This window comes from Haloarcula salinisoli (genome assembly GCF_019599405.1).
Taxonomy (GTDB): domain Archaea; phylum Halobacteriota; class Halobacteria; order Halobacteriales; family Haloarculaceae; genus Haloarcula; species Haloarcula salinisoli.
The window spans coordinates 996,456-1,019,353 of the sequence record NZ_RKLQ01000002.1 but is presented as its reverse complement, the minus strand read 5'-3'; the positions used below and the strand labels follow the sequence as shown (position 1 = coordinate 1,019,353).

Below are 22,898 nucleotides of genomic sequence, written 5' to 3'. Positions count from 1 at the left end.
TCAGCCCGCAAAGAGGAACAGAACGACGTTGTTCGTCGCCGGCCCGAGTCCGACGGCGGCCACCAGTGAGAGGAGGAGGCTCGCCTCGACCGGCTCTTCCTGCAGGTAGTCGTCCATGAGGACGACGACGGCGACCGCGACGACCAGCTTCACGAGGACGAACAGCCAGCCGCTCCCGATGGTCGAAGCCGTCGGCAGCCCGCCGGCAAACTCCATGATTGCGCGGGGAACGGGGGAGCGCTCGCTGACGCCGAGGACGTCGGTCCCGATGGCCGTCGAGATACCGTCGAAGACGTGTGCGAAGATGACCACCGGGGCGGCATAGCGCGCCCTGATGACCAGCGGCGTCCGCCAGAGCGCCACCGCGAGCACGGCGATAGCAGCGACGAACAGGGAGAGAAGCACCGCGAGCGGCGACCAGACGGGGTCGATGATGCCGGAGCGAAGGGCAGTGATGGCAGAGAGCACCAGGATAACGGTCAGGATACCGGTGCCGACGAGCCCGAGGTTCCGGGGGATGTTCTCGTCGTGGCCCAGTCGGACGCCCAGAAAGGACAGCAGGAGCCACACCGTCCCCATCGTGTTGAACGTAGTGAGATACACCGACGGCGTCCCGAACAGCGGCGCGAGCGCCGCGTCGTAGAGTTCGATGGGGGGCTGGTTGAGCGCGTGCAGCGCGCCGCCCAGGGCCATCCACGGCGCCAGGGCGACGACGGTCCGCTGGTCGACGGGCGGCTCCAGAGCCACCAGCAGCGCAGCGATGAGAACGACGCCGCCGACGAGCACGACCAGATACGGCAGCGGCGGCAGCGCGAACCCCGTCGGCAGTACCATATCCCCCACCCCGCCCTCAGTAGATGAAAAGCTTCCGGCCCCATACCGAACAGTACAGGGTACTGATAGAAACAGACCGCTCGGGCGGCCCACACCGGGACGTCGCTTCGACACACCGGCTCCGCCCGGGACGTTTAGGTACGTGCCATCTGAGTACCGGGTATGGACGACGTACCCAACCGTATCGAACACACGGTGCTGGGACCGACGACGGGGCCCGACGCGGTCCGTGACTGTCTGGACGCGGCGCTGCAGTACGGCATGCGGGCCTGTCTCCCGCCGTGGGCGCTGGGGCTGGCGAACGACTACGCGAACGTCCCCCTGACCGCGGTTATCGACTTTCCGCACGGTCAGGGCGCGACCGACGCCGTCTGTTCGGCCGCCCGGACCGCGTGGGACGAGGGCGCCGACGAACTCGACGTGGTCTGTAACGTCGGGCGGCTCAAGGCCGGCGAGGACGACGCCGTCCGCGACCACCTCTCTGAGGTCGTCGCGAGCGTCCCCATCCCGGTGAAAGTCATCGTCGAAGCCCCGCTGCTCTCCGAATCGGAGCTCCACCGCGTCGGCGGACTGGTCGCCGACGCCGGTGCCGACTATCTCAAGACCGCCACAGGGTTTTCCGAGGGTGGGGCGACCGTCGAGGACGTCGAACTGCTCAGCCAGTACCGCCCCGTCAAAGCCAGCGGCGGCATCGGTTCGTGGGCCGACGCCGAGGCGATGTTCGAGGCCGGTGCGGACCGTATCGGGGCCTCGGCCGGTGACGTCATCGTCGAGGAGTGGCGCGAGACGCGTGGTGAGTGATAGTGGCCTTCCTGACCGCTCTGGCCGACGCGACGCCGCTCGCTGTACTCGTGGCCGTCGCCGCGACGTGGGCCGCGACTGTCAGCGCGAGCCTGCCGCCCCTGCTGGTCGGTCCGCTGGCTGGGCTCGCCGTCCTCGCAGCCGGGACGATGCTAAGCCTCCGGTATCAGACAGACGAGCGACGGTTCCCGGTTTTCCGGGTCCTGTTCGAACTCCTGACGTTCTGGTGAGCCGGAGTGCAGTGGCGTCCGGGACGCCGACCGCTCCCTCGACACGCGCTCGGCCAGTGCGGACGGCCAATCCGTCGCACTTTTGCCCGCAAAGATACTGCGTCCTAGCAACCGATGGCCCGCTATCACATCGAGACGTACGGGTGCACCTCCAACAGAGGTGAGACCCAGCAGATAGAGCAGGCGCTCCGCGAGGGGGGCCACCACCCGGCCGACGGTCCCGAATCGGCCGACGTGGCCATCCTCAACACCTGCACGGTGCTCGAGAAGACCGAGCGCAATATGCTCAGCCGGGCCAAAGAACTGGATGCGGAGACCCCTGCCGACCTCGTCGTCACGGGCTGTATGGCACTCGCACAGGGCGAGGAGTTCCACGAGGCCGGCCTCGACGCCGAAGTGCTCCACTGGGACGACGTACCACAGTACGTGCTGAACGGCGAGTGTCCGACGGTGACGGCGGACACGGAGACGGTCATCAACGGCGTCGTCGGCATCCTCCCCATCGCCCGGGGCTGTATGAGCGACTGCTCCTATTGCATCACCAAGCAGGCGACCGGGCGCATCGAGTCGCCGTCGGTGACGGAGAACGTCGAGAAGGCCCGCGCGCTGGTCCACGCTGGCGCGAAGGAAATTCGGATTACCGGCCAGGACACCGGCGTCTACGGCTGGGACACCAACCAGGGCGAGAGTCTCCTGCCCGAACTCCTCGAACGCATCTGCACCGAAATCGACGGGGAGTTTCGCGTGCGGGTCGGGATGGCGAACCCCAAGGGACTCCACGGCGTTCGCGAGGAACTCGCGGCGGTCTTTGCCGAACACGACGAACTGTACAACTTCATCCACGCGCCCGTCCAGTCCGGCTCCGACGACGTGCTCGCGGAGATGCGGCGCCAGCACAGCGTCTCGGAGTATCTCGAAGTCGTCGAGGCGTTCGACGACGCGCTCGACTACTGGACGCTCTCGACGGATTTCATCGTCGGCTTCCCGACCGAGGCGCCCGCCGACCACGAGCAGTCGATGGAGCTGCTCCGGGAGACCACACCGGAGAAGATCAACGTCACACGCTTCTCGAAGCGGCCCGGTACCGACGCCGCGGACATGAAGGGACTTGGCGGCCAGACGAAGAAGGACCGCTCGAAGGCCATGAGCGAACTGAAGATGGACGTGGTCGGTGCGGCCCACGAGGAGATGGTCGGCCGGACCTCGTCGGTCCTCCTGGTCGAGGACGGGACCGACGAGTCGCTGGTGGGCTACGACGAGGCCTACCGCCAGGTCGTCATCGTCGACGCCGAGGAGCGCGGGCTAGAAGTCGGTGATTTCGTCGACGTGGAAATCACGAGTCACAGCACCGTCTACGCCTTCGGCGAGCCCGTCGAGCGACCGGTGCTGGCGGACTGAGGCGGTTTTTAACGGGAATCGCGTTCAGTCGGAACGCCAGGCCTCGTGTAGGAACGCCACAGCCGCGCCGAACATCGCCAGGTTGCCGAAGAAGGCCAGCCGTTCGCCGTCGCGGTCGTCCGGGTCGGCGTTCCAGAAGTCGTGCATGGTCAGGGTGACGACCGCGAGAAAGCTCGTCACCGCGCCGGTCGCGACGCGTGGCAGCCGCCAGAACGCGACCCCCAGGCCGCCGACGAGCATCATCCCCGAGGCCAGTGGGGCCATACGGTCGGGAAACGGGACCCCCGCCGACTCGGCGTACTCGACGGTGTCGTCCATGTCCCGGAAGTCCTCGGAGGCCTGCAGGGCCATCCCGAGACCGAAGACGAGTCGCCCGAGTCTGAACGTCGTGCCGTCCGTTTCGCTGTCGTCTGTCATACCACAACACACGGCATCGTCTGTAATAAAATCCGACGCGAATTCGGACTACTGGTCGTGGTAGACGTAGGCCAGTTTCGGATAGGGGATGTAGGCGACGCGCTCGATGTTGTTGTTCTTGATTTCTTTCTTCAGGTGGACGCCGTGTGAGCCCTCGACGACCTCCTCGATACCGGTTATCTCGGTTCCGTCGTCGAGTTCCGCTGTCATATGTGCCATGTTCGTAAACCTACGGTCCGTGGCGGGAAACCCCCGGCGGTCCCGCCGGGAGTCCCGCTGGCAGGGGTGGGCGTCAGGCTCGACAGCGGCGCGACGACCGTCCCGCTCACTCCAGGTCGGCCAGCCGCTCGACCTCGTCGTCGTCCTTCCACTCGCCCAGTTCCTTCGGGTCGACGTGGACGAACACGTCGTCGACCTCCGGCAACGCCTTGATGGACTGGATGACCTCGGTCTCGATATCGTGGGCCTCGTACAGCGTCAGCTCGCCCTCGACCTCGATGTGGAGGCTCACGTCGATCTCGGGGCCGACGTAGTGGGCGATGACGTCGTGGGCGCCCTCCACCTGGTCGTGGGCCAGCGCGCGTTCGAGAATCTCCCGCCGGAGGTCCGCGGGCGGGGCGGCACCCACGAGATAGGCGACGTTGTCCCGGACGACCTCGTAGCCGGTGTAGAGGATACCGACGGCGACGACGACGGCGGCCAGCGGGTCCAACAGTGGGTAGCCGGCCGACGCGCCGACGACACCGACCAGCGCTGCCCCGGCGGTCAGGATGTCGTTGCGGTTGTCCTTTGCCGTCGCCACCAGCGCCGGGGAGTGGGAGTCGTCGCCGGCCGCGAGACAGTACCGATAGAGGCCGTACTTCGCGGCCGCCGACAGCACGAGCACGCCGACGGCGTAGGGGCCCTGGGTGGAGGCGACGGTGCCCGAAAGCAGCGCCCGACCGGCCTGGAAGAGCACGATACCGCCCGCGGCGAAGATACCCGCGGCGACGAACAGCGAGACGAACGGCTCGATGCGCTCGTGACCGTGGGGGTGTTCGAAATCCGGTGGCTGGGTCGTCAGGTAGAGCCCGGCGACGATGACCAGCGAGTAGGCGGTGTCGGCGGTGCTGTTGACCGCCTCGCTCTGGACGGCCAGACTCCCCGTGGAGAGCCAGACGGCGCCTTTCAGCAGCGCCAGCGCGAGGTTGACACCCAGCACGAGGAGGCCGACCCGCCGGAGTGTGTCGCGCCGGGACATCTATCCTCCAGTTGTCGGTCGGCCCTAAAGCCCCTTCGGGGGCGCTTCGACCCGTACGGCTGCGTCCGGTCCGGGGACGCTGGTGCCGTCCTGCTCGGCGAACCCCTCGTGTATCCGGTCGTAGCTGTCCTCGACTGCCTCGACGATGACCTGCGTGTCGCTCACGACGGGCATGAAGTTGGTGTCACCCTCCCATCGCGGGACGACGTGGGTGTGGAGGTGGTCGTCGATGGAGCCACCCGCCGCCTTCCCACCGAGGTTCAGGCCGGCGTTGAAAGCATCTGGCCCCATGCCACGCTCCAGGGCGTCGAAGGTCCGCTGTTTCAGCCTGGCGTGGTCCAGCAGCGTCTCGTCGTCGAGGTCGCCGTACTCGCCGGTGTGTGCGTGGGGGATGACCATCACGTGTCCGGGGTTGTACGGGTAGTTGTTCAGCAGGACGAACGCGTGGTCGCTCCGGGCGACGACGCGGTTCTCGCGGTCTGCCTCCTCGTCCCGGAACGCACAGAAGACACAGTCAGTGTCGGGGTTCTTGTCCTCACGTTCGACCCAGTCGATGCGCCACGGCGCGAACACGCTGTCCATACAGGTGGCTCTGGACGCCGGTGCAAAACCACTTCGACCGGCCGTTTCTAGTATTTAAATATACCGGCCGTTCACACCGATGAACCGAATATCACTCGTTGAGAACGGCGGCCAAGCGCGCTCTCGACGCTGGTAACCGTCGCCCACCGCAGTCGGCTTCCTTTCGGCGCATGAACCGTCTGAACAACTGGAACGGTAGAGGGTTTTTATGCTGTTTTCCAAGGGAGTTCGTAGTAGGATGGCCACCACAAACGACGGGGTCGATATGTCCGAGACCTGTACCGACTGCGAACGAGATACACCCCACGCGGTCAGCGTCGAGATACAGACCGAGAGCACCAAGCAGGAAAACGCGGAGTTCTCGCGGGAGCCATACCGGGTCAGCGAATGCCAGATCTGTGGTGCGACCACGAGCACGCGGATGAACAACGCGTAGACGGGCTATTCTCACTGTTCGACTGCCGGGTAGCCGCCGGCTCGCCAGCTGACGTGGGTGCGGCACGGCTCAGGCGCTCGGTGTGAACAGCGAGTACCGGCGCGGGCTCACGGCCCAAATCCCCCGTTCGCGCTCGCAAGCGAGCGCGGACAGATAGCCTACCGCGGCCTCGCCGTCCGCGGTCACGAGTGACCGCGCTACCGCGATCTTGTCGTCACTTCCACGCCGTCGTCGGTCACGATGACAGTGTGTTCCTTCTGACTGACGAATTTTCCATCTTCCTCCTTCAGCACCGGATAGCCGTGGACCATGTCCTGCTGTTTGAGTCGGCGTAGCGCCATCTTCGACCGCGGCGAGTCGAGCCAGCGGGCGGCGAAGGGCAGCGTCTTGAACTCCTCGGTGACCTGGTCTAACACCTGCCGGGCGGTGCGGTCTCTGATATTGCCCTCGCGTTCGAGCGCGAAGATTTCCTCGCTGGAGCCCTCCTTGACCTTGCCGCGGCCGTCGGTCGCGAACGGCTCGATGGCGACCACGTCGCCCGGCGAGAGCGTCGCCCCCTGGGCTACCTCGCGGTTCGGAATGTTCGGCGCGGTGTGTTGTTCCCAGTGGCCCAGCCCGTGGCCGGTCAGGTTGACGACGGGGTTGAACCCGTACCCCTCGATGACGTCCTCGACGGCGGCGCCGATCTGACCCACGTCGACGCCGGGGCCGGCGACCTCCAGAGCCGCGTCAAGCGCCTCCGCGGAGGCGGCGGCCAGCTCGTCCTGGCCCGAGAGGTCCACCGTCACCGCGGTGTCGGCCAGCCAGCCGTCGACGTGGACGCCGATGTCCAGGTTGACCATCTCCTCGCCGAACGTGGTGTCGTCATCCCGTTCCGGCGTCGCGTGGGCGGCCTCCTCGTCGATGGAGATGTTGACCGGGAACGCCGGCTCTCCGCCCAGCTCCCGAATCTTGTCCTCGGCCCACTCGGCGACTTCGAGGTGGGAGACCCCGACCTCGACGCGCTCGGCGGCCTCGTCGCGTACCTGGGCCAGTATCTCGCCGGCCTCGCGACACTTCTCGTACTGCTCGGCTTCGAAATCGACGTCGCTCATACCCGACGACTCCGGGCCGGCCGCCGAAAGCGTTTGTGTTCGCTAGCAGATGCAGGCGTGTTCGTCAAGCGGGCGAGGACTGCAATCCAGACCAGCCGGAACGCCGCGCTAGCTCTGGCCGTCAACCACTCCGCAAACAGCCAGAACGCGATGCTAGCAGTATCCCTTCACAGCACCCCAAACAGCCAGAAAGCCCCGGCCAGTTACACTCCCGCGACTCGCTGCGCGCTTCAGTCACTCCGTTCCCTGCAGTGCTTGCGTCGTCGGGGGTTCGTGCAACTGGCCGCCCTTTTCAGTCCACCCACGCCGGTTGTCCAATCGGCTACAGGCGAGACTGAAAGCGGGGGCTTCCTGGCTCTACGAAATTCCGCTAGTGACCGCAGGCAAGCCTCAGTCGTCAGTTCGCGCAGTCTGCATCGCGGCAGTGTTGTGTTCACGCCCGACACGTCCCTCGTGGTCCAGCACGAGAACACCCGCCCGTCCCCCGGTCTCGCGTTTGAACTCGGCGATAGCCTCGTTGGCGGCCTCCCGGGGGCTGAACGTATCGAGGAGTTCGACGGCGCGGCGAGCCAGGCCGAAGCGGGCGATTGCCTCGCCCTCGCCGGTCGCACTCGCGCCACCTCGGTCGTCGGCGAAGAAGCCCGCACCAAGTTGGGGCACGTCGCCGACGCGGCCGGCGAGCGCGAACCACCGCCCCGCCGTGGAGGTGGCCGCCGCCAGACGGTCGCCGTCGGTCGCCACAGCGCCGACGGTGTCGGTGCCCGAAAAGTGCTCGCGGACCCAGTCGAGATGGGCGTCGCTGGCGAGGGGTGGCGGGTCCGCCGCCTCGATTCGCCCGTCGGTCGCGTCGGTCAGCAGGGTAACCCCGGTGTCCACGCCGTGAGCGGCCGCCAGCTCGCGGGCGGGGTCGCCGGCGACGAGCAGGTGGGGCGTCTCCGTGGCGACGAGACGAGCCACGTCTGTGGCGTGTGCCACGCCCGTCAATCCCGCCGCGGCGCCCGCAGTCCCCTCGTCGGCCATCACACCGGCCTCCGTGCGGACGACGCCGTCGCTCTGGACGGCCCCGCCGACGCCGGCGTTGAAATCGGGGTCCAGTTCCAGCGGGCGGACGGCCAGACAGACGGCTGCGAGTGGCGTGTCGGCCGTCGCGGCGCTCGCGACCGCGTCGGCGAGGGCCCGCTGGCGGTCAGCCGGCTCCTCGGGTGGGCTGCCGGCACCGCCGTGGGCGGTGACGTACATACCCCATCTTGTGGTGTCGAGCGGAAAACATATTCCCCCGGCAGCAGAGCCGTCGGCCATGCCCATGTACCGACGCGATAGGGACACCGACTACCGCGTGGTCGACCGCTGGCACCGCGGCGTCGGCTGGCAAGCAGTCCCCGAGGAAGGCGGCCTGCGGACGAGTCACGCGGTCGAGGTGCCAGACGGCGGCGTCTGGCTGGTCGACCCGCTGGACGCCCAGGGCGTCGACGCCGTCTACGCCGACCTCGGCCAGGTCGTCGGTGTCGCGGTGCTGTCCGACTACCACGCCCGCGACGCCGCGGTCTTCGCCGAGCGCCACGACGTGCCGGTGACGGTACCGACGGGACTGGACCGAGCCGCCGAACAGGTCGACCCACCCGTCCGCCGCGTGACTGACTCGCTGGCCGGCTTCGAGCTCCGACGGGTCAGCCCGCTCGGCACGTGGATGGAGACCGTCGCCTACCGCGAGCGCGACGGGACACTGTACGTGCCGGACGTGCTCTCCTCGGGCGCAGCCTTTACTGTCGGTGACGAACGGCTCGGCTTGAACGTCCTCGCGCGCCTGTCCCCGCCACGTGAGACGTTCGCCGATATCGAGCCCGACCGCGTCCTGCTGGGCCACGGCGATGGGGTCTTCGGTGACGCGAGCGCAGCACTGGACGATTCCCTCGCGAACGCCCGCCGCAGACTCCCACGGGCACTGGTGTCGACGGTCCCGCGAGAACTGCAGGCGATGGTCGACGCGGTCCGGTAGTATTGCCGCGTCTTCGGGTGGTGTGCGTTACCATGTCGTCGGGAAAACGGCAGCCCTTTAGGGATAACTGTCATGGGGCGCGATATGGGCTACGACTACGACAAAGTGGATGTCCCGGACGAGGGACAGCAGATCGAAGTTACCGAGGACAACGAGCTGGACGTGCCGGAACAGCCGATCATCCCCATCATCCACGGGGACGGTATCGGGACGGACGTGGGTCCGGCCGCCCAGAAGGTCCTCGAAGCGGCCGCCGACGCCACCGGCCGAGACATCTCCTGGATGCGCGTCTACGCCGGCTCCAGCGCCCGCGAGATGTACGACGAGAACCTCCCCGACGACACCGTCGAGGCCATCAAGGAGTTCAACGTCGCGATCAAGGGGCCGCTGACGACGCCCGTCGGCGCCGGCTTCCGTTCGCTGAACGTCGCGCTCCGGAAGACGCTGGACCTCTATGCTAACGTCCGCCCGACCTACCACCTCGACGGCGTCCCCTCTCCCGTGAAAGACCCCAGCGAGATGGACATGGTCACGTTCCGGGAGAACACCGAGGACGTCTACGCCGGCATCGAGTGGGAAGCCGGTACCGACGAGGTCCAGGAGGTCAAGGAGTTCGTCGAGGACGAGATGGACTTCGACCAGACCATCCACGACGGTCCGGTCGGCATCGGCGTCAAACCCATCACGGAGTTTGGCACCAAGCGACTGGTCCGTGAGGCCATCGACTACGCCATCGAGGAGGACCGCGACTCGGTCACGCTGGTCCACAAGGGCAACATCATGAAGTTCACCGAGGGCGCCTTCCGTGACTGGGGCTACGAGGTCGCCGAGGAGGAGTACGGCGAGGACGTTATCACCGAGGACGAGCTCTGGGAGGAGTACGACGGCGAACAGCCCGAGGGCACGCTCGTCGTCAACGACCGCATCGCGGACAACATGCTCCAGCAGCTCCTGACCCGCACCGGCGAGTACGACGTCATCGCGACGATGAACTTGAACGGGGACTACATGTCCGACGCCGCCGGCGCACAGATCGGCGGGCTGGGCATCGCCCCCGGCGCGAACTTCGGCGAAGCGCGCTGTCTCGCGGAGCCGGTCCACGGCTCGGCCCCGAAGTACGCCGGCGAGAACAAGGTCAACCCGACCGCGATGATCCTGTCGGGTCGACTCATGCTCGAATACATGGGCTGGAAGGACGCCGGCCAGCTCGTTCGCGACGCCGTCGAGGAGACCATCTCCAGCGGGAAGGTCACCTACGACCTCGAGCGACAGATCGAGGGCGGCGAGAAGCTCTCGACCTCCGACTTTGCCGACGCTGTGGTCGAGAACATCCAGAAACTGGCCTGAAGCCAGTTTCTGGACTCTGACGGCGAAACCGTCAGAATATCGAGGACCTCGCGTAATCGGCCTCGCGACACCACCGTTTTTTCGCTGCCCGCTCCCGTAGCCCCGCCGCCGTCAGCCACCGGCAGCTGACTCGTTCGCCCACGCCGGCCGTTCCGGTTCGCTCCGGCCGACCCGCTCGACGGTGAGCGATATGGAAACCCCGACCGACTGACCGGAATCGGGATGGTCCGCCCGACCCGAAACCGTCATCTGCCGGACCACGCCGTCCCGTATCGTGGCCTCGACGGTCGCGTTCCGGCCATTTCGGAGGTCGCCCGGGAGGGGTATCGTACGGAACTCGTGTTGACTCCCGGTGAGTACAGCCCGGTCAGTCGTTTGCTCGACGGCCAGGTCGAACCGGTCCAGCAGACCCCGGACGAAATCCGACAGCGAGGTGTCGTCGAACCCGGTGGTCGGTCGCGTGCGAACGTCCGTCGTCCCATTTTCCGCCCTTAGCCTGACGAACTCGGTATCGTCGGTCTGATAGATGCTGATGTCGTCACGGTCCCCTGGGTACGAGCCGCGCTGGCGACGCTCGTAGCTGTAGGTGGGACCATCGCTGACGACGAAGGTGTCGGTGAGCCGGCCCGTGGAGCCGTTCGGATACGTGACTCGCCACACCGCAGTCGCCGTGTACGAGCGGTTCGAGAGCGCCGCCCGATGTCGCTCGGCTATCGCGTCCGCGTCGCCGACCCCCTCGCCGCTGGCGGTCGGGACCGGTGCAGGCGTTACCGTCTTGTCACCGCCGCCGTCGAACCCCTGACAGCCCGCCAGCAGGACCAGGGCGACCACGGCGACGGCGCGGCCACGAACCATACACACCAATCCGTGCGGTCGGGCAAACCGTTTGTGCCGACGACGCGGGAAGAGCGGTGCGTTGCTGGCGGCGAAAAAGCGCACACCGCAGAGACCGCGCCGGAAACGATTTACTACCGGAACGGTTCCGTGGGCACATGGCTTCCCTCCCCGTCGAGATTCTGCTCGGCATCTATCTGGGGCTACTCGTCGGCGTCATCCCGGCGCTGGTCTCGTGGGCCATGGGCTTTGCGTTCAAGTACTTCACCGGGGTGACCATCCCCGGCCTGGGTGTCGTCGTGCTGGCTATCGCGCTGGCCGGCGTCAGCGGCGGGTTACTGGCACTCGCCGACCAGTCGATTACGTCGGCGCCCAACGCCGAGCGCGTCGTCACCGCCATCCTGCTGGTCGGGATGGTGTCGCTGTACGCCCACAGCAAAGGGGACAAGATGGGCGCGACGTTCCCGAAACGACTCTCGCTGCAGGGACTGCGGGACAAGCGCCTGTCGGCGGACGTGGTGGAACTGGTCGGTGGGCGCGACGAGGTTCGCATCCGCGTGGTCGGTGACGTGTCCGACATGGAGGGGTATCCGCCCCTGCCCGAGTCGCTGCGGGCCGAGATACGGGGCGGCGAGTGGACGTTCCCCGTCGACCTCCGTATCGGTGAACTCGAGACCCGCATGGAAGAGCGCCTGAAGACGGAGTTCGACCTCGGCGACGTCGCCGTCAGCATCGACGAGCAGGGCCGTGCGAGTATCACCGCCGCGCCGCCCTTCTCGGGGCTGTCGAAGCGAATCAGCGACGGGCGACACGCGGTGTCGGTCGACGCCCTGCTCCCGACCGGCCTCGGGCGCAAGGACGAGGTGACGGTGCTGACCCCCGACGCCGAGGTCAGGGGAACCGTGGTCAGCGCGCGAACCACGGACACAGACGAAGCGAAACCCGTCGAGACACCCGAGACGCCGGATGTGGCCGACGCCGACGCGCCGCCGGCAGGCGTGCGGGCGCCGACGACCGCCGGCGGGGAGGGTCGGCTCACCGTCGCGGTGACCCGAACCGACGCGGGCCCGCTCCTGCGGGCCGACAGCGCGAAAGTCGTGGTCGAACCGCGTGGAACCCGTCGCGAGTACGAACTCATCTCGCTGCTGCGACGGGCCGGCAACCGTTTCCGGCGGGTGACACTCGACGCGGAGAGCGAACTCGACGGCCAGTCGCTCCGCGAGGCGCGGGTCCGGGACCACTACGGCGTCGCGGTGCTTGCGGTGCGGAAACCCGGTGGCTGGCGCCTCGCGCCGCGTGGCGACACCGAGCTCGTCGCCGGCGAGGAGCTGTACGTCGTCGGGACCACGGACGCGCTCGACGCGTTCGAGGAGGCGGTCGCATGAGCGCCGACACGCTCGTCCCCCTCCAGAGCAACCCGACCACCGAGGACCCGGTCCTGCTCGCGGCGTGGCTCCTGGGCGTCGGGTTCGCCGCCGCGGTCGCGGCGGGCCTCGTCGCCGTGGTGTACCGCTGGTACGTCCGCGAGCGCGTCCCGACCGGACTGGGCGTGCTCTTCGGGCTGACGGTCGTCTCGGTGTACGTCGGGGCGACCGGCGCGCTCGGCGCCGTCATCTCGGACCCGCAGGCCGAGGAGGCCATCCTCCAGACGAGCGACGTGCTCCCGAATCTCGGCGCCTTCGCGCTCGGGGCCGCGGGCTCCTCGGTCGGTATCCGGGTCGGCGACGCCGTCGGGACGGACCTCTTTGCCGCGACCGGCGGGCGCACCGTCGACGCGGACGTGAGCGAAATCGTCCAGACGGTGGGTCGGGTCACCTCGGTGAAGCTGCCCGACGACATCGACGACATCGTCGGCTACGACCCGATGCCCGAGGAGACGAAACAGTCGCTGGCCGGCAAGCGGTTTCTCTTCCCGCGCCGGCTGACGAAGGCCGAACTCCGCGACCGGCTCGTCAGCCGGCTCAAGACCGACTACGGCGTCGGTCACGTCGACCTCGAACTCGACGACGACGGCACCGTCGACTACATCGCCGTGGGCTCGCGGGCCGCCGGCATCGGCCCGACGCTCCCGCCGGCGACCAACGCCGTCGCGGTGCGGGCCGACCCGGCCAACGCCGCCAGCTCCGGCGACCTCGTGCAAGTGTGGGACACCGACCCTCACGAACGCGTCCTGACCGGCGAGCTACGCGGCGTCGCGGGCGACGTAGTGACCATCGCCATCGACGCGGCCGACACGCCCAAGCTCGACCCGACCAGGGAGTACAAGCTGGTCACGCTCCCCGTCCAGGACCGCCCGGACCGTGAGTTCGCCTCCCTGCTCCGGGCCGCCGACGAGACGATGGGGACCATCACGGTCCCGGCAGGCAGCGAGCTCGCAGGGACGCCCATCGGCGAGCTGGGCGTCACCGTCGCGGCCATCACACAGCCCGACAGCCCGCCGGAGCCGATTCCCTCCCGCGAGCGCGTGCTCGACGACGGCGACGTCATATACGCCATCGCCACGCCGGAGGCGCTCCGGCGCGTCGAGACCGCCGCGAACCGACAGCGGCCAGCGGCGGTGCCCGAGGACACGGACGAGGGAGACGGTATCGAAGACGACGCGGACGGTGGCGACGGTGTCGAAGACGACGGGGCCGACGACGCCAGCGAGACCGCCGACGAGCCGGCGGCCGATGAACCGGCCGACGGGGACCTCCTCGGGGAGGGCGACGACGAGCCCACCGGCGACGAATCCGCCAGTGGTACCGACGACGAGCCCACCGGCGACGGATCCGCCAGTGGTACCGACGGCGAGAACACCGGCGCCACAGACGAGGGGCCGCGGAACTGAGCGTTGAGCGGTGTCACAACCCTCAAGGGTGGCGCTCTCGGGTATTGTGTATGGAGTGGAAGCTGTTCGCACACCTCCGCGACACCGCTGGTGACGAGACGGTCAGCGTCGACGTCGAGCCAGGCGCGACCGTCGAGGACGCACTCACAGCGCTGGTCGAGGCCGAGCCGCCACTGCGCGCGGAGCTGTTCGAGGACGGCGAGCTGGCCGAGCACATCCGGCTGCTGGTCGACGGTGAGGACGCCTTCGCCGCCCGGGAGGGGCTAGACACCGTCGTAACAGCGGAGATGGAGCTCGCACTGTTTCCGCCGGTGAGTGGGGGCTAAGAGATACCCAGCAGCGTTTTGGGGGAAACAGCGTCTCAGGTCAGGTCCGCCGAGAGAACGAAGTCGGGCCAGTCGGCCAGTTCGGCCCGGACAGCCGCAGCTTCGGCGACGTGGCGCGGGGTCTCGGGGATGAGGACACGCGTCTCCTCCACCTCCAGGGCGGCCGCATCGGCGCGAATCGCGTCGAACAGCGACGCGGCCGCCCCGCGGTCGTCCCACGCGCCGACGGCGTACTCGGCGAGCGCACCATCGCCCGACGGCTCCGACCTCGTCCCGGTTCGGCAGGCCATCCCGGTCGTGCCGTCGGCCGTGACCGCGAGGACGGCCTCCTCGTCGGCCAGCCGGTGGAGTCGGTCGCGGGTCAGTTCCGAGAGCGCCCACGCCCGGTCCGGGTCGAGCGCCAGCCCAGAGAGGTGTGTCCGGGCGTCGCTTGCGGTCCAGTAGCTCCACGCGGCGTCGGGGTCGTTCCGCACGGGAACGTCGGGATCGGCATCCGTGTCGGGTTCGGGGTGGGCGAAGCGAAAGGCGGTGTCGGGCTCGAACCCTGCTGCGACCGACTGGCCGAGACCGGCGTCGTTCCAGGAAAAGACCATGTTGCGCCCGACCGTCGCGCCCCGCTGGCGGGCCCAGTCGAAACAGTGCTCGACCATCGAAAGGCCCAGTCCTTCGCCGCGGTGGTCGGGGTCGACGCGCATCCCCTGGAACCACGCCTCGTGGTCGGTCAGCAGGACCACCTGACAGAGCCCGGCGGCGGTGCCGTCGACCTCGGCGACGACGGTGTGCTGGTCGGGACCGTCGCTCTCGACCCAGTCGGCGAACACGTCGGGGATATAATCGACCGTGTCGGGGCGCTCGTTCCACACCTGCTCGGCGAACGATACGACGTCGTCGGCGTCGTCGAGGCGGGCCTGTCGGACGGTCGAGTCCATGCGGTATCGTCGGTTCCCGGAGCGCAAAAAGCCACAGCGTCGAAGCAACAGTCTCCCGGCCGGGCCAGCAGGGGTCGGGACCCCGACGGGTCGACCCTACGACTCCGTCCGGGTCCGGTTGCCGACCGAGATGGTGTGTTCACCCGTCTCCTCGAACGTGTGGGTAAGCGCGAGCGTCGTCGACTCCTCCGGGGTGACCGTGACCGACTCGCTCGCGATCTGTGTCCCGTCGGCGGTCAGCGTCGCCTCGTACTCCCGTTCCGAACTCGCCGTGTTGTTCGACGGATGCGGGCGTCCGACTGCTCGCCCGCGACGCCGCCCTGGGGCAGCGTCACCGTCTCGGAGAACGTCCCCTCGGTCAGCCGCTGTCGTTCACCGGCGTCGCACGGTCCCGTACCTCGCCGGGGACCTCGACCGACACCGTCTCGTTGAACGCGACGTACTCCCGTCGGCTGGTGAACTCGAACGAATCGTAATCTTCCCCGCTCCTGGCATTGAATCGTATCAACTCTGTGGTACTGCGCCCGGTCTGGCGGTCGTACCGGAGTTCGAAGTAGAGCTCGTCGATGGACTCGGCGGACGGTCCACTGTTGTCGCTCTCATCGTCGCTCTCACGGAAGGAGCGCAGCAGTTCTGTCGACTCGGCGGAGTTCTCGGTCTCGACGATGAACACGTACTCGTCGTCGGTGTGTTCGGTGCTGAGGTAGTCGAGAACCGTGTCGTTCTCCAGTGGGTTGTCGTCCTCGAACTCGTCGGACGGCTCGCGGGTGTAGTCGCGCTCCCCGTCGTCACCGATGGTCCGGCTGAAGACCGTCCCGTCGACCGTCCACTCCTCTGTCCGCTCGACAGAGGTCTGACCGAAGAGCGTGGTCCGCGTCGTTACGTTCCTGTACTGGGTCTCGGCGGCGTAGTTCTTCCGGATAGTCGCCGAGCCCTCGGCAGTGATATTGAACGTCGTCTCGTTGGCCGACACGGCCGCGTCGACCGTGTTGGACTCCTCGATACGGGCGGTCTCGACTCGCTCCATCGCCGCGTCGGTGAAGTTGCGGGCCGAATCGTACACCTGTATCGTCCTGCTACTGGTGCCCGTCGAGAGGTCGTGCTGGCCGGTGGTCTCGAACGTGTGCGTGAGCGAGACAGTCGTGGACGCCCCGCCGTCGAGCGTGACCGACTCGGTCGCGACCTGCTCGCCGTCGGCGGTCAGGGTGGCGTTGTACTGCCCCTGCTGGCCGCCGGTGTTCTCGACGTCTATCCGGACTATCGACTCGTTGCCGGCGACGCCGCCGTTCGGGTACCGGACCGACGCGTCGAACTGCGCCGGTGTCTCTGTCTCCGACCCGTTTGCCATCCCCATGTCCGTCTGTGTCGGCGTCGCCGTCTCGACCGGTGTTCCGGTCGCCGACGGCGTCTGACTGCCACCCGTGTTCTCCAGAGCCGAACAGCCCGAGAGAACCACCATGGCAACCAGGAGTACCGACAGCGCTGTCTTTCGCATAATACGTCCTGATAGGACATGGATAAAAGTCAATCGGTTTCGCGCACTGCGGCGTGAAATTATCCCGGGCGGTTCACAGCCACGGCGTCGACCGCTGCTGAATCTCGCCCGCCAGGGGCTCGCCCATCGTGTCCGCGACGTCGTCGCTGTTTGCCAGCGCCCACATCAGCTTGACCTTCGCAGTGCCGGGCAGCATATCCTCGCCCTCGATAACGCCCGCATCGAGCAGGTCCCGGCCGGTGTCGTAGACGCGGTCACAGACCCGGCCTTCCAGACACTGACTGGTCATCACGACGGGGATATCCAGGTCGTCGACGACGGATATCCAGTCCGTGTTGACGTGGCCCAGCCCGGTGCCCTCGATGACGAGGCCGTCGCTGCTCTGGGCGGCCGCTTCGAGGACGGCGGTGTCCATGCCCGGCGTGAACTTGACGAGTTCGACGTCGGTCGCCAGATCGTCGTGCAGGGCCAGCTCCTGCTCGCCCCGGGACTGGTACTCCCGGTGGAACGACACCGAGTTGTCCCCGTCGGTGTCGTAATCCACGGTGCCCAGCGGCTTCGCACCTACCGTCTCGAAGGCGTCCCGGCGGGAGGTGTGGTTCTTGCGCACGCGAGTGCCCCGGTGGAGGGCACAGCGGTCGTCTGACTCCCCGGCGTGCATACAGACGAGCACCTCGGCGCAGTCGCTCGTGGCCGCCTCGACCGCGGAGACGGCGTTCATCACGTTGTCCGAGGAAGGACGGTCCGCCGAGCGCTGGCTGCCCGTGAAGACGATGGGCACCGGCGTATCGAGCATGAAAGAAAGTGCCGAGGCGGTGAACTGCATCGTGTCGGTGCCATGCATGACGACGACGCCGTCGGCCCCGGCCTCGATCTCGTCGTAGACGGCGCGGGCGAGGTCCTGCCACACCGCCGGCGTCATGTTCTCAGAGAGGATGTTGGCGACGACGCGCCCGCGGTAGTTGGCCATTCCCGCGAGGTCGGGCACCGCCCGGAGGACGTCCTCGGCGTCGAACTGCGCCGTCACCGCGCCGGTGCGGTAGTCGACGGTCGAGGCGATGGTCCCGCCGGTCGAGATGAGCGACACCGTCGGGAGGTCGTCGTCGAACTCGATTTCGGAGCTGCTCTCCTCGTCCTGGGCGCTCTCGACGTCGTAGACGTCGGATTCGAGTACGTCGACGCTCGCTTCGTCACGGTCGATACCCACGTTGTACCCCCCGTCGAGCTTGACCACCAGATGGTCGTCGGTGCTGGACGGGAGCAAGACGCCCTCGTAGCGCTGGTCCGCGCGGTCGACACGGACCCGGTCGCCTGCGTTCATATCCGCCAGTTCTGGCTGCCGTGACTTGAACCCACTCGTTCGACCCCGGCCCGACCGCTGCCGGTGCCACCAGGAGTCGACCCCGGCCGGACCGCTGCCGGGGTCACCCGGCGGCTGACGGGCGTCAGACAGCGCCCATAAAGGACATACGTCACGCTAGCGGAGTATACGTATGTCCGAACAGACGGCGGATCGAACCCGCGAATCGGACGCGGACGCCCAGTCGGTGGCGACGACTGCCACCGACACGACGGACACCACACTCGGTTCACTGTCCGAAGACGCCACTGAGACGGCCGAGGAATCCAGCGGCAGCTACGTTTCGGTCCGGGCGCTGATAGTCGCGTTCGTCGCCGTCGGGGCCGGGATGACGCTCGGGAGCCTCATCCCGATGATTCCGTTCACGGCCTTCGCCGGCATCCCCATCGGCTCGTTCCTCCACGGGCTGCTGGACCGCGAGCGTCGATACGTCGAGACGGCCGTCGCCGGCGGTGTGCTCGCCGGGCTGGCGGTCGTCACCTCGCTGCTTCCACAGGTGCTTGCCGGCCTGGACGGGACGCGCCTGTTCGCTATCGCCGCCGCTGTCGGCCTCGTGCTGGCTGTCGTGGGTCACTACTTCGGGCGCGACTTGCGCGACGGGCTGACCCGGGAGCTCTAGCGGAGCTGCCAGCCCTCGTCGGTCCGCTCGACGACGTCCTCCTCCGCGAGACGACCCAGCGCCTTCTCGACGAGTTCCGGCGGGGCCTCGACCTCACGAGACAGTGATTGGACCGACAGCGGCCCCTGGGTGAGCGCGCTCACCAGCTCGGCGTACAGCCGCCCCTCGCCGTTCTCGATGGCCTCGTCGAAGCGGTCCCGAACGTCGGTCACCCGGCCCTGGACCCACCGCTGGGCCAGTGAGAGCTCGTTTTCCAGCTGTTCGAGCCGGCTGAGCTGTCGCGCGAGGTCCCGGAGGTCACCGCCGTCCTCGTCCTCGACCTCGATAGAGAGGTGCCGGCAGGTCGAGATATCCAGTCCGGCACTCGTTGGATAGGCGCTCTTGGTCCCGAACTCGTACGGCGAGACCCGGACTTCGAGCCGGAGGTTCCGCGAGATGGAGAAGTACTTCCGGCGCTGGTCGTCGGTCCGGGACTCGACCAGCCCCGCCCCCTCTAACTTCTTGAGGTGGTCGATGACAGCTTTCGGGCTGACGCCGAGATACTCGCTTATCTCGGTCACGTAACAGGGCTTGTGCGCGAGCAGCCGCAGAATCCGCCGGCGGTTGGCGTTTCCAAGCAGGTCGAGCAACTCGGCGGAGTCCATTCACCTGGGGTAATGGGTCGTGGTTAAAAAGGTTGACCCTCGCCAGGCCGTCAGTTCTTCGACCGGCCCGGCGCGTCGGCGCCGCCCTGTCCGCCACCACGGTTGTCGCTGCCCGCAGAGCCACCGCCCCGACTACCAGAATCACCACCGGTGTCGCCCGCGGAATCGTCGTCGCTGGCGCCCGGAGAACTATCCGACGCGCCCGTTTCGTTGGTGGTGTTCCCACCGGCGTCAGCCTGTCCGCTGGGCCCGGTCGTCTTGTTCGCAGACGCCCCGCGGTCGCCCTCACCGGTCGACTGGCCCCGCTCGCCGCGGTCTTCGGGCGGGCCGCGGTCTTCGGGCGGGCCGCGGTTCGCCGGCGGGCCGCCGCCCAGCCCGCGGGCGATGGCTGCGACTTCCGGCCCTCGTAGTTCCGAGGCGTTCTGTCGGAGGCGTTCGAGCTGACTATCGTTCACACCGGCCTGGGCCGCGGCCTCGTCGGTGTCGTTTATCGCCGCCTGTAGCCCGTCGATACGGGCGCTAAGTCGGCTCTGCTGGGCGATGTAGGCTGGTTCGGTGACATTGCCGCTCTCGTAGCGCTCCTGCAGGCTCGCGTTCTGTCGCTGGAGCCGCTCCAGGCGCTGTTCCAGTTTCCCGGCCCGGTTTCGGACGAGCTGTCCCCGTTCACTGGCGTTGGACTGGTTGAAGCCAGCTTTCCACATCCCGTTCTCGACGGAATCGTTCAGCGCGGTGGAGCTAGACTGGGTAAAGGCAGTCAACTGCGCCCCCATCCCAGCGGTTTCCCCGCTCTCGTTGGTCGTGTTGCGGGTCGCCGTCGCGGTCTCCTGGGCCAGGATGGTCGGTGAGACCAGCATGGCGAGGGCGACCGACACGACCAGCAGCGTGTGCCGGTGAGTCATCTATCAGCGTCTATCACAACCCCCAATTAAAAACCGGGTCGTTCGTTCGTGTCGTTCACGTGCCCGCGAGACGCACCGAGCTAGTCCAAGAGCGTTTATTCACCGCTCTCCTCTAGCCTCGGCAGCCATCGGGCCGCCACTGCCACCGACCCCACCGACAGGGCCACGGTGGCGACGACGAGGGCCGGCCCGGGCTCGTATCGCAGCGGCGGATAGTAACCAAAGCCGTAGTCTAAGAGGTCGTTCGCCAGCGCCAGGACCAGCGCCGTCGCCAGCGCTCCGCGGGTCGTCCGTGCGTAATGGGGGACCAGCGCCCCCTCTGCGATGAAGCCCACGTGGGTGACGATGATACCGAAGTACGCCCACAGCGCGGGGAAGTAGACGGTAAAACCGAGGTTCAGCGCGACGACCGTCCAGATACCCATCTTCAGCAGCCACACCAGCGCGATAGTGTGGAGGTAGGCCAGCGGCCGGTTTACCGGCACGTCCTCCAGCGAGTCACCCAGGAACGGCCACAGCGTCACCAGCGACAGCGTCATCAGGAACAGAGCCGTCGGCGAATCGGCGTACAGCGGCCAGAGAAAGGTCGAGACGCCCGGCATCGTCTCGACGTAGTACCGAACGCCCACGAGGATAGCCACGCTGTTGACGACGACCAGCCACACCAGACTCGGCGCGTTCTCCAGGTAGTACCGCGCGTACCGCCGTGGGAGCGGCCCCCGACTCTCCATACAGAGGATGCAGGACGGCGGTGTGAAACCCTGTCGGTACGAGTCCCACCTCGTGGTGTGATCGTCTCACCGGTATTCGAGAACAGCCGGCGCCACGCCAGGCAACCGCACTGGTGACAGCGTATCGAACAACTGCGTGTGGTAGAATAGCCCGACGACAAGAGGATTTCGGCGAAGGCTTTTATATATGTGTGTGCATCGTTCACGCGTACCGATGTTCGAACAGTTTTCACGCGGCTACTACCTCGGCCGGCTCTACGTCGAACCACGCGAGGGCGGGGCCGCGATGTGTCGTGACCAGCACGAGCGAGTGAATCGACAGCTGTACGGCGACGAGGGCGTAACACGGACAGACCTGCCGCTGGTGATGAAACTCGGCCGGCGTCACTTCCCCGTCCGGGGCGACGAGGAGGTCCCGGCGGACACGCTCGCGGTCCCGGAGGAAGTACTCGCGGACGCGGACATCCGGAACCCGCCGAGTCTGAGCGAGGTGTTCCTCGCGAAGGCCGACCACGCGGCCCAGCTGCTGTCCGTCGCGGACACGAGCGACGTCGTGCCCGACAGCGCAGTGTAGCCCGTCGGGTCGAGAAGCGGTGTTTAGTTTAGCAGCTACCCTCTCAGAGAGCCAGAAAGCCCCGGCTGGCTCCGGTCGGGGGGCTCGTTGCGCTCCTCGGCCTTCGGCCTGCGGTGCTTACGTCGCCCGCCTTCCCGGAGCCAGCCGCCCCTTTCAGTCCCACCCACGCTGATTGGCCAACCGGCTACGGGTGGGACTGAAAGGGGCCGCGTTCTCGACGAAGCCCGGCGAAGCAAGCACCTACCGGAGCGCAGCGAGCCGCGCGAGTCGAGAACGCGGGGGCTTTCTGGCTGTTTGCAGTCCAACTCGCCTAAGTTAATACGACTGGTCGGCACGGGCAGGCACTTTTAAGCCGGTCGCCGGATGCAGTACAGCCAATGCTGGACCGGTTGCTGGGACGGGCGTCCCTGAAAGAGCGCGTCGCCGAGCTCGAAGAGGAAAAGCGCCACCTCGAACGGCAACTCGACGCGGAGGAGGACCGGCGCGCCGAGGCGACGACGGCTCGCCAGCGGGCCGAAGAGCGGGAGAACCGACTGGAGGACCGCGTCGCCGAACTCGAGGACCGCGTCGAGCGCCTGCAGTCGGGCGACGGCAGCGCCAGCGGTGACAGTACTGCCGAACGTCTCCACGGCCACCGCGTCGGTGAGATACTCGACCGGCTGGCCGCCTTCGAGACAGAGCCGGAAGGCGTCTTTACCGCCTACGTCGCCGGTGAGCACGACGTGCCCGACGCAGTCAGGGATGCCTTTGGCGACCGCAGCGAGACCGTGGCCGGCACCGCGCCGTGTCTCGCGGTCACCGACGACGCGGGCCTGCTGTCCGCGTGTCTCTCGGTCCCCGTTCCACCCGAACCGTTCGCCGGGTGGGACGACGGCGTCCAGTTCGAGCGCTCGTGGTTCGAACCGGTCGGTGCCCACACCGTCGCGCTCGTTCGTTCTGACCTGTTCGCACTCGGCGAGTACGACGGTCGGGAGCGGACGGCGTTCCACGGCTTCGACTCCGAGCTGAAGAGCCAACACTCCAAGGGCGGGTTCTCCCAGTCCCGATTCGAGCGCCTGCGCGACCAGCAGATAGAGAACCACGTCGAGCGCTGTCGCGCGGCCATCGACGAGGTCGACCCCGAGACCCTCTACGTCGTCGGCGAGGGGTCGGTCATCCACGAGTTCGACGAGCGGGCCGCGGTGACGAGGGCGGTCGACGCCACCGGCGACCCCGAAGACGCGCTTGCCGATGCGGTGCGGTCGCTGTGGACCGTGCGGCTGGTCGTCCCGTAACCCTAGCT

The 22,898-nt window shown here is 67.5% G+C and carries 26 protein-coding genes; 12 read left to right on the top strand and 14 right to left on the bottom strand.

All coding sequences use genetic code 11. The features are described from left to right. Nucleotides 1–834, bottom strand: a complete 834-nt coding sequence (locus EGD98_RS14415) for a DUF63 family protein (RefSeq protein ID WP_220589059.1) — start codon at nt 832–834, stop codon at nt 1–3. Nucleotides 835–996: 162 nt separating this feature from the next. Here EGD98_RS14415 and deoC point away from each other — a divergent pair, with 162 nt between their 5' ends. The 3 genes from deoC to EGD98_RS14400 all read left to right on the top strand — a co-directional run bounded on the left by deoC (nt 997) and on the right by EGD98_RS14400 (nt 3,263). Then, nucleotides 997–1,635, top strand: a complete 639-nt coding sequence (gene deoC, locus EGD98_RS14410) for a deoxyribose-phosphate aldolase (protein WP_220589058.1) — start codon at nt 997–999, stop codon at nt 1,633–1,635. A gap of 2 nt (nt 1,636–1,637) precedes the next feature. After that, on the top strand, nt 1,638–1,865 hold the full coding sequence (locus EGD98_RS14405) for a hypothetical protein (protein ID WP_220589057.1): 228 nt from the start codon (nt 1,638–1,640) through the stop codon (nt 1,863–1,865). A gap of 114 nt (nt 1,866–1,979) precedes the next feature. Further along, a complete protein-coding gene (locus EGD98_RS14400; protein WP_220589056.1) occupies nt 1,980–3,263 on the top strand; it encodes a tRNA (N(6)-L-threonylcarbamoyladenosine(37)-C(2))-methylthiotransferase in 1,284 nt (427 codons plus the stop codon). A gap of 24 nt (nt 3,264–3,287) precedes the next feature. On the opposite strand, the gene EGD98_RS14395 is transcribed toward EGD98_RS14400, so the two are convergent. The 4 genes from EGD98_RS14395 to EGD98_RS14380 all read right to left on the bottom strand — a co-directional run bounded on the left by EGD98_RS14395 (nt 3,288) and on the right by EGD98_RS14380 (nt 5,502). After that, nucleotides 3,288–3,680: a DoxX family protein gene (locus tag EGD98_RS14395; RefSeq protein WP_220589055.1), complete on the bottom strand. Its 393-nt coding sequence runs from the start codon at nt 3,678–3,680 to the stop codon at nt 3,288–3,290. Nucleotides 3,681–3,728: 48 nt separating this feature from the next. Further along, entirely contained in the window at nt 3,729–3,899 is a 171-nt protein-coding gene (locus tag EGD98_RS14390) for a hypothetical protein (RefSeq protein WP_220589054.1), read from the bottom strand. Nucleotides 3,900–4,005: 106 nt separating this feature from the next. After that, nucleotides 4,006–4,920: a cation diffusion facilitator family transporter gene (locus tag EGD98_RS14385; RefSeq protein ID WP_220589053.1), complete on the bottom strand. Its 915-nt coding sequence runs from the start codon at nt 4,918–4,920 to the stop codon at nt 4,006–4,008. 24 nt (nt 4,921–4,944) lie between these two features. Further along, complete coding sequence (locus EGD98_RS14380) at nt 4,945–5,502, bottom strand: HIT family protein (protein WP_220589052.1); 558 nt, start codon at nt 5,500–5,502, stop codon at nt 4,945–4,947. Nucleotides 5,503–5,740: 238 nt separating this feature from the next. Between EGD98_RS14380 and EGD98_RS14375 the strand changes: the two genes are divergently transcribed. Then, nucleotides 5,741–5,938 (top strand): DUF7835 family putative zinc beta-ribbon protein, encoded by a 198-nt coding sequence (locus tag EGD98_RS14375; protein ID WP_220589051.1) that lies wholly within the window; start codon nt 5,741–5,743, stop codon nt 5,936–5,938. 197 nt (nt 5,939–6,135) lie between these two features. On the opposite strand, the gene map is transcribed toward EGD98_RS14375, so the two are convergent. Both map and EGD98_RS14365 read right to left on the bottom strand, forming a co-directional pair. Then, on the bottom strand, nt 6,136–7,032 hold the full coding sequence (map, locus tag EGD98_RS14370) for a type II methionyl aminopeptidase (protein ID WP_220589050.1): 897 nt from the start codon (nt 7,030–7,032) through the stop codon (nt 6,136–6,138). Nucleotides 7,033–7,422: 390 nt separating this feature from the next. Then, nucleotides 7,423–8,271 carry an isoaspartyl peptidase/L-asparaginase gene (locus tag EGD98_RS14365; protein WP_220589049.1) on the bottom strand — a complete coding sequence of 283 codons (849 nt, stop codon included), beginning with the start codon at nt 8,269–8,271 and terminating at the stop codon, nt 7,423–7,425. Between the two features lie 58 nt (nt 8,272–8,329). Between EGD98_RS14365 and EGD98_RS14360 the strand changes: the two genes are divergently transcribed. Together EGD98_RS14360 and icd are read left to right on the top strand one after the other, a co-directional pair. Then, nucleotides 8,330–9,028, top strand: a complete 699-nt coding sequence (locus EGD98_RS14360; protein WP_220589048.1) for a hypothetical protein — start codon at nt 8,330–8,332, stop codon at nt 9,026–9,028. A gap of 84 nt (nt 9,029–9,112) precedes the next feature. Beyond that, nucleotides 9,113–10,375 carry an isocitrate dehydrogenase (NADP(+)) gene (gene icd / locus EGD98_RS14355; RefSeq protein ID WP_220589047.1) on the top strand — a complete coding sequence of 421 codons (1,263 nt, stop codon included), beginning with the start codon at nt 9,113–9,115 and terminating at the stop codon, nt 10,373–10,375. 111 nt (nt 10,376–10,486) lie between these two features. Here icd and EGD98_RS14350 read toward each other — a convergent pair whose 3' ends face one another. Next, complete coding sequence (locus EGD98_RS14350; protein ID WP_220589046.1) at nt 10,487–11,230, bottom strand: hypothetical protein; 744 nt, start codon at nt 11,228–11,230, stop codon at nt 10,487–10,489. A gap of 137 nt (nt 11,231–11,367) precedes the next feature. On the opposite strand from EGD98_RS14350, the gene EGD98_RS14345 reads away from it, so the two are divergent. From EGD98_RS14345 to EGD98_RS14335, 3 genes are read left to right on the top strand one after another with little or no spacing between them, the layout of a single operon-like run. Further along, entirely contained in the window at nt 11,368–12,594 is a 1,227-nt protein-coding gene (locus EGD98_RS14345; RefSeq protein WP_220589045.1) for a potassium channel family protein, read from the top strand. Further along, nucleotides 12,591–14,039, top strand: a complete 1,449-nt coding sequence (locus EGD98_RS14340) for a TrkA C-terminal domain-containing protein (RefSeq protein WP_425433352.1) — start codon at nt 12,591–12,593, stop codon at nt 14,037–14,039. The genes EGD98_RS14345 and EGD98_RS14340 overlap by 4 nt, the downstream gene beginning before the upstream one ends. 50 nt (nt 14,040–14,089) lie before the next feature. Beyond that, nucleotides 14,090–14,365 (top strand): ubiquitin-like small modifier protein 1, encoded by a 276-nt coding sequence (locus EGD98_RS14335; protein ID WP_220589044.1) that lies wholly within the window; start codon nt 14,090–14,092, stop codon nt 14,363–14,365. Between the two features lie 35 nt (nt 14,366–14,400). On the opposite strand, the gene EGD98_RS14330 is transcribed toward EGD98_RS14335, so the two are convergent. The 3 genes from EGD98_RS14330 to gatD all read right to left on the bottom strand — a co-directional run bounded on the left by EGD98_RS14330 (nt 14,401) and on the right by gatD (nt 18,110). Then, entirely contained in the window at nt 14,401–15,321 is a 921-nt protein-coding gene (locus EGD98_RS14330) for a GNAT family N-acetyltransferase (protein WP_268899784.1), read from the bottom strand. Between the two features lie 331 nt (nt 15,322–15,652). Continuing rightward, nucleotides 15,653–16,789: a CARDB domain-containing protein gene (locus tag EGD98_RS14325; protein ID WP_220589042.1), complete on the bottom strand. Its 1,137-nt coding sequence runs from the start codon at nt 16,787–16,789 to the stop codon at nt 15,653–15,655. A 73-nt stretch (nt 16,790–16,862) separates the two neighbouring features. Then, a complete protein-coding gene (gatD, locus tag EGD98_RS14320; RefSeq protein WP_220589041.1) occupies nt 16,863–18,110 on the bottom strand; it encodes a Glu-tRNA(Gln) amidotransferase subunit GatD in 1,248 nt (415 codons plus the stop codon). A gap of 172 nt (nt 18,111–18,282) precedes the next feature. On the opposite strand from gatD, the gene EGD98_RS14315 reads away from it, so the two are divergent. Next, nucleotides 18,283–18,768, top strand: a complete 486-nt coding sequence (locus EGD98_RS14315) for a hypothetical protein (protein ID WP_220589040.1) — start codon at nt 18,283–18,285, stop codon at nt 18,766–18,768. Here EGD98_RS14315 and EGD98_RS14310 read toward each other — a convergent pair. The 3 genes from EGD98_RS14310 to EGD98_RS14300 form a co-directional block, all read right to left on the bottom strand. Next, nucleotides 18,765–19,412 carry an ArsR/SmtB family transcription factor gene (locus EGD98_RS14310; protein WP_220589039.1) on the bottom strand — a complete coding sequence of 216 codons (648 nt, stop codon included), beginning with the start codon at nt 19,410–19,412 and terminating at the stop codon, nt 18,765–18,767. The genes EGD98_RS14315 and EGD98_RS14310 overlap by 4 nt on opposite strands. Nucleotides 19,413–19,462: 50 nt before the next feature. After that, a complete protein-coding gene (locus EGD98_RS14305; protein WP_220589038.1) occupies nt 19,463–20,311 on the bottom strand; it encodes a hypothetical protein in 849 nt (282 codons plus the stop codon). A 95-nt stretch (nt 20,312–20,406) separates the two neighbouring features. Continuing rightward, on the bottom strand, nt 20,407–21,042 hold the full coding sequence (locus EGD98_RS14300) for a DUF1405 domain-containing protein (RefSeq protein ID WP_220589037.1): 636 nt from the start codon (nt 21,040–21,042) through the stop codon (nt 20,407–20,409). A 214-nt stretch (nt 21,043–21,256) separates the two neighbouring features. On the opposite strand from EGD98_RS14300, the gene EGD98_RS14295 reads away from it, so the two are divergent. Both EGD98_RS14295 and EGD98_RS14290 read left to right on the top strand, forming a co-directional pair. Further along, nucleotides 21,257–21,616, top strand: a complete 360-nt coding sequence (locus EGD98_RS14295; RefSeq protein ID WP_220589036.1) for a DUF5802 family protein — start codon at nt 21,257–21,259, stop codon at nt 21,614–21,616. Between the two features lie 377 nt (nt 21,617–21,993). Then, nucleotides 21,994–22,890: a Vms1/Ankzf1 family peptidyl-tRNA hydrolase gene (locus EGD98_RS14290; RefSeq protein WP_220589035.1), complete on the top strand. Its 897-nt coding sequence runs from the start codon at nt 21,994–21,996 to the stop codon at nt 22,888–22,890. Nucleotides 22,891–22,898: the final 8 nt, after the last annotated feature.

What these genes read in the sequence shown, in the direction of transcription:
- EGD98_RS14300 (WP_220589037.1), bottom strand. Translation starts at nt 21,042, where the DNA reads ATGGAGAGTCGGGGGCCGCTCCCACGGCGGTACGCGCGGTACTACCTG.
- EGD98_RS14290 (WP_220589035.1), top strand. Translation starts at nt 21,994, where the DNA reads ATGCTGGACCGGTTGCTGGGACGGGCGTCCCTGAAAGAGCGCGTCGCC.
- EGD98_RS14310 (WP_220589039.1), bottom strand. Translation starts at nt 19,412, where the DNA reads ATGGACTCCGCCGAGTTGCTCGACCTGCTTGGAAACGCCAACCGCCGG.
- EGD98_RS14365 (WP_220589049.1), bottom strand. Translation starts at nt 8,271, where the DNA reads ATGTACGTCACCGCCCACGGCGGTGCCGGCAGCCCACCCGAGGAGCCG.
- EGD98_RS14335 (WP_220589044.1), top strand. Translation starts at nt 14,090, where the DNA reads ATGGAGTGGAAGCTGTTCGCACACCTCCGCGACACCGCTGGTGACGAG.
- EGD98_RS14390 (WP_220589054.1), bottom strand. Translation starts at nt 3,899, where the DNA reads ATGGCACATATGACAGCGGAACTCGACGACGGAACCGAGATAACCGGT.
- EGD98_RS14325 (WP_220589042.1), bottom strand. Translation starts at nt 16,789, where the DNA reads ATGCGAAAGACAGCGCTGTCGGTACTCCTGGTTGCCATGGTGGTTCTC.
- EGD98_RS14350 (WP_220589046.1), bottom strand. Translation starts at nt 11,230, where the DNA reads ATGGTTCGTGGCCGCGCCGTCGCCGTGGTCGCCCTGGTCCTGCTGGCG.
- icd (WP_220589047.1), top strand. Translation starts at nt 9,113, where the DNA reads ATGGGCTACGACTACGACAAAGTGGATGTCCCGGACGAGGGACAGCAG.
- EGD98_RS14375 (WP_220589051.1), top strand. Translation starts at nt 5,741, where the DNA reads ATGGCCACCACAAACGACGGGGTCGATATGTCCGAGACCTGTACCGAC.
- EGD98_RS14380 (WP_220589052.1), bottom strand. Translation starts at nt 5,502, where the DNA reads ATGGACAGCGTGTTCGCGCCGTGGCGCATCGACTGGGTCGAACGTGAG.
- EGD98_RS14385 (WP_220589053.1), bottom strand. Translation starts at nt 4,920, where the DNA reads ATGTCCCGGCGCGACACACTCCGGCGGGTCGGCCTCCTCGTGCTGGGT.
- EGD98_RS14315 (WP_220589040.1), top strand. Translation starts at nt 18,283, where the DNA reads ATGTCCGAACAGACGGCGGATCGAACCCGCGAATCGGACGCGGACGCC.
- EGD98_RS14395 (WP_220589055.1), bottom strand. Translation starts at nt 3,680, where the DNA reads ATGACAGACGACAGCGAAACGGACGGCACGACGTTCAGACTCGGGCGA.
- gatD (WP_220589041.1), bottom strand. Translation starts at nt 18,110, where the DNA reads ATGAACGCAGGCGACCGGGTCCGTGTCGACCGCGCGGACCAGCGCTAC.
- EGD98_RS14415 (WP_220589059.1), bottom strand. Translation starts at nt 834, where the DNA reads ATGGTACTGCCGACGGGGTTCGCGCTGCCGCCGCTGCCGTATCTGGTC.
- EGD98_RS14400 (WP_220589056.1), top strand. Translation starts at nt 1,980, where the DNA reads ATGGCCCGCTATCACATCGAGACGTACGGGTGCACCTCCAACAGAGGT.
- deoC (WP_220589058.1), top strand. Translation starts at nt 997, where the DNA reads ATGGACGACGTACCCAACCGTATCGAACACACGGTGCTGGGACCGACG.
- EGD98_RS14305 (WP_220589038.1), bottom strand. Translation starts at nt 20,311, where the DNA reads ATGACTCACCGGCACACGCTGCTGGTCGTGTCGGTCGCCCTCGCCATG.
- EGD98_RS14295 (WP_220589036.1), top strand. Translation starts at nt 21,257, where the DNA reads ATGTTCGAACAGTTTTCACGCGGCTACTACCTCGGCCGGCTCTACGTC.
- EGD98_RS14360 (WP_220589048.1), top strand. Translation starts at nt 8,330, where the DNA reads ATGCCCATGTACCGACGCGATAGGGACACCGACTACCGCGTGGTCGAC.
- EGD98_RS14340 (WP_425433352.1), top strand. Translation starts at nt 12,591, where the DNA reads ATGAGCGCCGACACGCTCGTCCCCCTCCAGAGCAACCCGACCACCGAG.
- EGD98_RS14345 (WP_220589045.1), top strand. Translation starts at nt 11,368, where the DNA reads ATGGCTTCCCTCCCCGTCGAGATTCTGCTCGGCATCTATCTGGGGCTA.
- map (WP_220589050.1), bottom strand. Translation starts at nt 7,032, where the DNA reads ATGAGCGACGTCGATTTCGAAGCCGAGCAGTACGAGAAGTGTCGCGAG.